A 7954-nucleotide genomic window follows, 5' to 3' on the forward strand; every position below is an offset into this window, starting at 1 on the left:
GCTCGGTCACCGGCCGGCGGCCGCCGACTTCCGACGGGACAGGACGTCGACCCCGGCGGCGAGCAGGAGCACGAGTCCGGTGATGATGAAGACGACGGCCGCGGGCTGCTTCAGCAGGCCCAGCCCGTTCTCGACGGTCGCGAGCACCGCGCCACCGATGACGGCGTTGGACACCCGGCCGCGCCCGCCGAACAGCGACGTCCCGCCGATGACCGCCGCCCCGACGGCGAACAGCAGCGTGTTCCCGCCACCCGCCGCCGGTGAGACCGACCCGACCTTCGACGAGTAGACGATCGCGCCGATCGCCGCGAACGCCGAGCTGATGACGAAGACCGCCGCCCGGATCCGCACCACGTCGATCCCCGCCCGCCGCGCCGCCTCGCGGTTCCCGCCGACGGCGTAGACGTGCCGCCCGAACCGGGTCCGGTCGAGCACGTAGGTCCCCAGCACGAGGAGGACGAGGACGATCGGCACGACATAAGGGATACCGGAGATGCTGATCACCCCGGGCGACCGGTCCTGGGTCAGCAGGAACGTGGCCACCGCGCCGAGCACGAGGACGGCGCCGACCTTCATCAGCACCAGGCCCGTGGGCTGCGCCACCAGCCCCTTGCTCAGCCGGGAGCGCTGCCGGGTCAGCATCACGACCGCGTAGCCGCCCGCGGCCACCACGAACAGCAGCCAGGAGCCGAGTGTGGAGAGGTTGCCGTTGGCCACCGCGTTGATCACCGGGTCGCGCAGGCCGAGGGTGCCGCCGTCCCCGATGAGCTGCAGGATCACGCCCTGCCAGGTGATGAACAGGGCCAGGGTCACGACGAAGCTGGGCATCCCGATCCGGGCGACCAGGAACCCCGTCAGGCATCCGACGACGACGCCGACGCAGACCGCCAGCAGCATCTCGATCCAGGCGTTGGCCGGCACCCCGATCAGGAGCAGCGCCGCGCCCAGCACACTCACCGCGGCCCCGGCGTAGACCCGCACCCACACCGCGAGTGCCGCCGCGACGAGCATCACCACGATGAGCAGGGTGAAGACGAACCCACCCATCGCGCCGAGCATGTTCCCGCCGCTCACGAGGTGCAGCGCCATCAGCGAGGCCGCGAGTCCCGACGCCGTGCCCGCGGCGAGGTCGATCTCGCCGGTCAGCAGCACGAAGACCAGGCCCATGGCGATGATGGTCCGGCCGGCACCCTGCTGCAGCAGGTTCGCCAGGTTCAGCAGGCTGGGGAAGGTGCCGCCGGAGTCGAGGACCGTGAACAGCAGGAACAGCGCGGCGAGGCCGAGCAGCGCGGGCAGCGAGCCGAGCTCGCCGTGACGCAGCCCGGACACGTAGCCGCGGATCGCCTCGCCGGTCGTGCGGGCGGTGGTGTCGATGCCGAAGTCGGCCGCGCGGTTGCCCGCGTCGGCCTTCTCCGCAGCGGACGTGGGTTCCTTGCTCGGAGCGCTCACTGCGCCACCACCCCTTCCGGACGCGCCAGACCCAGCTCCCCGGAGCGGCCCGCGGTGATGAGCTCGACGACCTGGCCGTGCGTGACGTCGCGGGTCTGCACCTCCGCCACCATCCGACCGAGGTAGAGGGTGGCGATGCGGTCGGCGACCTCGAAGACGTCCGCCATGTTGTGGCTGATCAGGACCACGCCGATGCCCTGCTCGGCCAGCCTGCGGACCAGGTCGAGGACCTGCCTGGTCTGCGCGACGCCGAGGGCCGCGGTGGGCTCGTCGAGCAGCACGACCCGGGAGTCCCAGAGCACCGCCTTGGCGATCGCGACGGTCTGCCGCTGCCCGCCGGACAGCGACGCGACCGGCGTCCGGACGCTCGTCACGGTCCGGACCGAGAGCGAGGCCAGGGTGCGCCGCGCGGCCTGCTCCATGTCCGCCTCGTCGAGCAGCCACGGCTTCCCGCGCTCCCGGCCGAGGAACATGTTCTGGACGATGTCGAGGTTGTCGGCCAGCGCGAGGTCCTGGTAGACGACCTCGATCCCGTGCTTCGCGGCGTCCGCGGGCGAGGTCATCGCCACCGGCTCGCCGTCGAAGACGATCTCGCCGCCGTCGATCGGGTGGATCCCGGCGACGCACTTGACCAGCGTCGACTTCCCCGCGCCGTTGTCGCCGACCAGCGCGGTCACCTCGCCCGCGCGGACGGTGAGGTCGACGTCGTGCAGCACCTGCACCGCACCGAAGCTCTTCGACACGCCGCGGAGCTGGAGGATGGGTTCGGACATGGGCCCCTCCAGGGCGGGGGCGCGCGGCCGGACGGGGTCGGTCCGGCCGCGCGCCCCAGGGTCGGTTACTTGATGCCGGCGGTGTCGCAGGCCGCCTGCGTGGTCTGCACGCAGATCTCGCTCGCCTTGACGTAGCCCGCGTCCGTCACGACCTTGACGTTGTCCTTCGTGATCAGCTGCGGGGTGAGCAGCACGGACTTGACCTGCCGGTTGCCCTTCGGGTCGTCGACGGTCTGGGTGGCCGTGGCGTCCGCGGTGGCCGTGTCGCCCTTCGAGAGGGCGGCGGCGAGCTTGGCGGTGGCATCCGCCTCCTCCTGGATCGGCTTGAAGACCGTCATGTACTGGTCGCCGCGCAGGATGGCCTGCAGGCCGTCGGCGGTGGCGTCCTGGCCCGTGACCGCTACCTGGCCGTTGAGGCCGTACTTGGTGAGGACGGTCACGATGGCGCCCGCCAGGCCGTCGTTGGCCGCGACGACGCCGTCGACCTTGCCGCCGTTGCCGGTCAGCAGCTGCTCGAAGGTGGTGCCGCCGACCTGGTTGTCCCACTTGTCGATGGGCTGGTTGGCGACCAGCTTGAGCTGCCCGGAGTCGTACATCGGCTTCAGCACGGACTGCTGGCCGTTGTAGAACAGCGTCGCGTTGTTGTCCGTCGGCGCGCCCTCGATCTGGATCACCTGGGCGCCCTGCTTGCCGGTGAGGGCCTGCGCGAGGCCCTGGCCCTGGAGCGCACCGACCTGCTCGTTGTCGAACGACACGTAGTAGTCGCTCGTGCCGCCGAGGTTGAGCCGGTCGTAGTCGATGACCGGGATGCCCTGGGCCTTCGCCTTGGCCGCGACGGCGGAACCGCCGTCCGAGCTGATCGACGCGATGACCAGCACCTTCACCCCGGACGAGATCATCCCGTCGGCGAGGGTGGAGAACTTCTGCTCGTCGCCTTGGGCGTTCTGGATGTCCGGGTCCAGCCCGGCCGCGCGCATGGCCTTGTCCAGCATGGGCTTGTCGAAGCCCTCCCACCGCGCCGAGGTGTCGGTCTCGGGCAGGATGACCCCGACCTTGACCCCACCGCTCGGCGCGCTCGACGCCGGAGCCGTCCCGCCCGAGCTGTTCGCCCCGCAGCCGGTCAGGGTGAGGACCAGCCCCAGACCCAGCGCGGCCACCGCCCTCGGTGCCGTCATCCTCATCCGCATGCGCCTGCCTCCACGTCGCTGTGGACCCGGCGCGGAGAACGCCGGGTGAATGTTGTGGGCGACAACGTATGCACCTGATAGGTGTGACGTGAAGCATTCTCGATCGATACAGTTCCGGAACGATCATCACGATTCGGTCACGTTCACCCGGGTTTGTTGTCGGAGGGCGAGTTCGCGGCCGCCTCCGGACGACTTTTCGCGAACCCGCGGACGTAGAGACACTGAGCCGGACGCCTGCGCGCCGGCCGGGTGACATCGAACCGACGCGGACCCCTCCCGAGGCAGTGGTCCACTCGGGGCGGATTCCGAGGCCGCCGAAGGGGCCTGCAGGCATGGTCGCGCGCCACGGTGGACGCCCAGCGAGGGTTCTCCACCCACTCAGGTGATCTTCACTCGGTCGAGCCCAGAATGGTCACGCTGCGTCACTCAGGAGGGTGGTGACTGTCCGTGACATGGTTCGGCCGGACGGTCTGCGGGACCTCGTCGCCGTCCCGCGAGCGCAGCAGGACCGCCCCGACGACGGCGAGGATGCCGACCGCCTCCGCGGGGCCCGGGAGCTGCCCCAACAGGACCAGTCCGATCACCGTCGCGGTCGCGGGCAGCAGGGCCAGGAGCACGGCGAACCGGGCCTGTCCGACCCGCCGGAGCACGACCTGGTCCAGGCCGTAGGGGATCACGCTGGACAGCACCCCGACCCCCACCGCGAGCAGCAGCACCGTCGGATCGCCGAGTGGCGCGAGGCCCGCCGAGCCGCCCAGGAACAGCACCGGGGAGCACAGGACCGCGGCCACGGTGAACCCGACCGCCATGTCCTCGACCCCGTCCCCCGCGCTCGCCACCCGTTTGCCCAGGACGATGTAGGCCGCCCAGAGGGCCGCGGCAGCCAGGGCCCAGAGGACCCCCGAGGGGCTGCCTGACCAGCGGACGTCGGCGATGAGGGCGACCCCGCCCGCGGCCAGCAGGACGGCCCCGACGTCTCGCGGCCTGCGGCTGAGCGCGGCGGCGACCACCACCGGGCCGCAGAACTCCAGCGCGACCGCCGTGCCCAGCGGCAACCGGGCGATCGCCTCGTAGAACGCGGCGTTCATCAGCGCGGTGGCCACCCCGAACGGGAGGGACCGCCGCAGCCGACGGTGACTCCACGCGACCTTCCCGGGCCGTACGACCAGAAGGAGCAACGCTCCTGCGCCCAAGATCCGTAACACCGCCACCGCGGCAGGCGACAACCGGTCGAACAGTCCGACCGCGAGGGCCGCCCCGACGTACATCGAGGCGCCCCCGACGACGAAGAGGACGGGCGCCGGGACCCGGCGACTCACCTCTCCGTACACGATTGCGCTCCGTAGTCGTCGGGACCCGACTGTTTACACACGACACCTTGCGGTGTCACAACGGGCACCGCATCATTCACTCGTAGTCAACTGAATCCGTGTTCGTCACCGGACCGCCACCGCGGAGACGGTCACCCGACCCCCCAGGGTCGAAACGTGATTGTCGTCGCGACACGGGCCGGGAACACATGCAGGGGTGTCGAACGTCTGCAAGAGTGGGCGCACCGCGTGAGCGGTCGTCACAGCAAGCGGTACCGGGGGGACCCGGTACCGAGACGGAGGGAGACCGCAGCTATGCAGCCTGGAACCCTGACCCGGCCCGAGTTGACCCTCGCCGACCGCTGTGACCGCTGTGGAGCGGCTGCAAAGGTTCGCGCCGTACTACCGCGCGGTGGCGAGCTCCTGTTCTGCGGGCACCACGCCCGAGCCCACGCGGACAAGCTGCGTGAGCTCGAGGTGGACGTCCAGCAGGGCTGACGAGGGCCCCGGCGACTCCCCTCGCCGGATTCGAGAACGCTTCATCGAGAGGGCGGGCACCCACCGGGTGCCCGCCCTCTCGTGTGTGCCGGGTTACATGAGCCGCCCGGCGCGCGAGACACCCTGCCCCGGTGCGCAAGCCCGCCCTGCGCTGACACGCGAGCACGACTTGTCGCGGCGCGGGAGCCGCCCTCGCGGCGACGCCAGACGCCCGGCCGGAGTGCGCGAGTCGCCCGAGGGTGCGCGAGTCGCCCCGACTACCGAGGGCGCCGTCGCTGCGCATCCGAGAAGTCCCGGAGCGCGCACACCTGCATGATCACTCGGAGGGGAGCGAACCCGGCGCTCAGCGCAGGGTCGCTCCACTCGCAGCGATCATGGGTCGCGTGCCGGAATCGCGCGCGTGGCCCGAGCTCCCTGCTCCGAGCGAGGTCACCACGTCACTCAGGGCGCTCGCGGGAGCGTCGCTCCACACACCGACGCGGAGGTCGACGCCCGGGAGTCCGAGCCGCGGACACCTGCGCGGCGCCCGAGCGACTCGCGCCCAGCGAGTGACTGGGCCCTCACCATGCGAGGTCGAGGGGTGCTGGGCCGGCTGCTCGGCGCGTCCGACCTGAGGGACTCACGGACCACGGTGTCCGACTCGCGTGTCGAAACCGGGGGACTCGCGGAACGCAGGTGTCCGACTCGCGCGTCGAAACCGGGGGACTCGCGGGGCTCTGGCTAGCGCCAGGAGCGGATGGTGGCAATCCGCTCCTCCAGCTGCTCGATCGTGGCCATCGCGGTCGGGGGGCCGCCGCAGTGCCTGCGGAGCTCGTTGTGGATCATGCCGTGCGGTTTCTTGGTGCGGTGGTTGTGCAGCGCCACCAGCGTGTTCAGCTCCTTGCGGAGCTTCTGGAGGTGCTCGCGCACCGACATCTCGCGCGGCGGCTCGGGGACCGCCGGGGCCGGCGTGGCGCGGGCACCCGCACCGGAGCGCGGCGACCCCCGGTCCACCCACTCCTGCTGACGTTGGGAGAGCAGCGTCCGCACCTGGTCCGGCTCCAGCAGGCCGGGGAGCCCGATGTAGTCCTCCTCGTCGGCGGAGAAGGAGGCGCCGTCGTAGATCAGCTGGTCCAGCTCGGCGTCGGCGTGCAGGGCGGTGAAGGACTTCTCGTCCTCCCCCGGCTCGTCCTCCTGCCGGTTGGCGAGCATCAGCTCCTGGTCGTTCCACTCCTCCTTGGGCCGGTGCGGCGCCCCGAGGACGTGGTCGCGCTGCGCCTCCAGCTCCGAGGCCAGCCCCAGCAGCACGGGGACCGACGGCACGAACACCGACGCCGTCTCCCCCGGCCGCCGCGACCGCACGAACCGGCCGATGGCCTGCGCGAAGTACAGCGGGGTCGCGGCGGAGGTGGCGTAGACGCCCACGGCGAGCCGCGGCACGTCGACCCCCTCCGACACCATCCGGACGGCGACCATCCACCGTTCCTGCGACTTCGCGAACGCCTCGATCCGGTCCGAGGACCCCGTCTCGTCCGAGAGCACGAGGGCGGGCATGGTCCCGGTGACCTTCTGCAACAGCGCGGCGTACGCCCGCGCGGCCGTCTGGTCGGTGGCGATGACGAGCCCGCCCGCGTCGGACATCCCGCCGGAGCGGTGGGCCGTGAGCCGCTTGTCCGCGGCCGCGAGCACGGCGGGCATCCACTCACCGGCCGGGTCCAGCGCGGTGCGCCAGGCCATGCCGGTCTGTTCCTTGGTCATCGGCTCGCCGAGCCGCGCGGTGATCTCCTCCCCCGCGCTGGTCCGCCAGCTGGACGTGCCGGAGTAGGCCAGGAAGACCACCGGCCGGACGACGTTGTCCGCGAGCGCGTCGGCGTAGCCGTAGGAGTGGTCGGCCCGGGACCGCAGGGCGCCCTCGCCGTCTCGCTGGTACTCGATGAACGGGATCGGGTTGTCGTCGGAGCGGAAGGGCGTCCCGGTGAGCGCCAGCCGCCGCTGGGCGGGCTCGAACGCGAGCTGGACGCCCTCGCCCCAGGACTTCGCGTCCCCGGCGTGGTGGATCTCGTCGAGGATCACCAGTGTGCGGCGGTTCTCCGTGCGCACCCGGTGCGTGTTGGGGTGCACCGCGACACCGGCGTAGGTGATCGCGATGCCGTGGTAGTCCCGCGAGGTGCCCGCCGACGCCCGGAACTCGGGGTCCAGCGCGATCCCGACGGCCGCCGCCGACTGCGCCCACTGGTACTTCAGGTGCTCGGTCGGCGTGACGACGGTGATCGCCTCGATCGTCCGGTCCGCCAACAGCTCCGACGCGACCCGCAGCGCGAACGCGGTCTTGCCCGCGCCCGGCGTCGCGACCGTCAGGAAGTCCTGCGGCTTCGCGGCCAGGTACCGGGCCAGCGCCGAACGCTGCCAGGCACGCAGCGGGCGTGAGGCGGGGGACAGTCCCTGAATCGGTACGGATTCCGCTTGTGACACACGACTCCCTGCTGCCGATCCTCGTCCGAGGGCCGCCGATCAGGGTATCCGGCCCGCTCCGTCCGGCCTCCCCGGACCCGCGCGAGCGGACCCACCTGCCGGCGCCCGGGGACCGGACCTGCAACGATCGGTCCCGGACCAGGAAGGGGACCCGTTGACCAGTCGTGCGGACGACGCCGCTCTGCCCCTCGACAGCCTGCTCGTCGAGGGCGCCCTCGGGCCGCGGGGGCGGCTGGTGCCCATCGGGCCCGCCGCACGCTGGGCGCTGGCCGCGCTGCGCGCCCCC

6 protein-coding genes are annotated in these 7954 nt (G+C 71.8%); 1 reads left to right on the forward strand and 5 read right to left on the reverse strand.

Annotated features, from left to right (window positions below):
* Positions 1–6: 6 nt before the first annotated feature.
* The 4 genes from H5J29_RS13745 to H5J29_RS13760 all read right to left on the reverse strand — a co-directional run bounded on the left by H5J29_RS13745 (position 7) and on the right by H5J29_RS13760 (position 4677).
* Positions 7–1449 carry a sugar ABC transporter permease gene (locus H5J29_RS13745; protein WP_181781341.1) on the reverse strand — a complete coding sequence of 481 codons (1443 nt, stop codon included), beginning with the start codon at positions 1447–1449 and terminating at the stop codon, positions 7–9.
* Positions 1446–2222: an ATP-binding cassette domain-containing protein gene (locus H5J29_RS13750; RefSeq protein WP_181781342.1), complete on the reverse strand. Its 777-nt coding sequence runs from the start codon at positions 2220–2222 to the stop codon at positions 1446–1448. Before H5J29_RS13750 ends, H5J29_RS13745 begins: the two co-directional genes overlap by 4 nt.
* Positions 2223–2287: 65 nt before the next feature.
* Positions 2288–3403: a sugar ABC transporter substrate-binding protein gene (locus tag H5J29_RS13755; protein WP_246393841.1), complete on the reverse strand. Its 1116-nt coding sequence runs from the start codon at positions 3401–3403 to the stop codon at positions 2288–2290.
* Positions 3404–3831: 428 nt separating this feature from the next.
* On the reverse strand, positions 3832–4677 hold the full coding sequence (locus tag H5J29_RS13760) for an EamA family transporter (RefSeq protein ID WP_181781345.1): 846 nt from the start codon (positions 4675–4677) through the stop codon (positions 3832–3834).
* A gap of 357 nt (positions 4678–5034) precedes the next feature.
* On the opposite strand from H5J29_RS13760, the gene H5J29_RS35035 reads away from it, so the two are divergent.
* Positions 5035–5217, forward strand: a complete 183-nt coding sequence (locus tag H5J29_RS35035; protein ID WP_246393840.1) for a DUF7455 domain-containing protein — start codon at positions 5035–5037, stop codon at positions 5215–5217.
* Positions 5218–5937: 720 nt separating this feature from the next.
* Here H5J29_RS35035 and H5J29_RS13765 read toward each other — a convergent pair.
* The gene (locus tag H5J29_RS13765) at positions 5938–7668 is read right to left on the reverse strand and encodes a DEAD/DEAH box helicase (RefSeq protein ID WP_181781344.1); all 1731 of its coding nucleotides are present in this window, start codon (positions 7666–7668) and stop codon (positions 5938–5940) included.
* Positions 7669–7954: the final 286 nt, after the last annotated feature.

This window comes from Pseudonocardia pini (assembly GCF_013870575.1).
GTDB lineage: Bacteria > Actinomycetota > Actinomycetes > Mycobacteriales > Pseudonocardiaceae > Pseudonocardia > Pseudonocardia pini.

Excerpts from the sequence above, each read along its gene's own strand:
- H5J29_RS13760 (WP_181781345.1), bottom strand. The coding sequence starts at position 4,677 with ATGTACGTCGGGGCGGCCCTCGCGGTCGGACTGTTCGACCGGTTGTCG.
- H5J29_RS13750 (WP_181781342.1), bottom strand. The coding sequence starts at position 2,222 with ATGTCCGAACCCATCCTCCAGCTCCGCGGCGTGTCGAAGAGCTTCGGT.
- H5J29_RS13755 (WP_246393841.1), bottom strand. The coding sequence starts at position 3,403 with ATGAGGATGACGGCACCGAGGGCGGTGGCCGCGCTGGGTCTGGGGCTG.
- H5J29_RS35035 (WP_246393840.1), top strand. The coding sequence starts at position 5,035 with ATGCAGCCTGGAACCCTGACCCGGCCCGAGTTGACCCTCGCCGACCGC.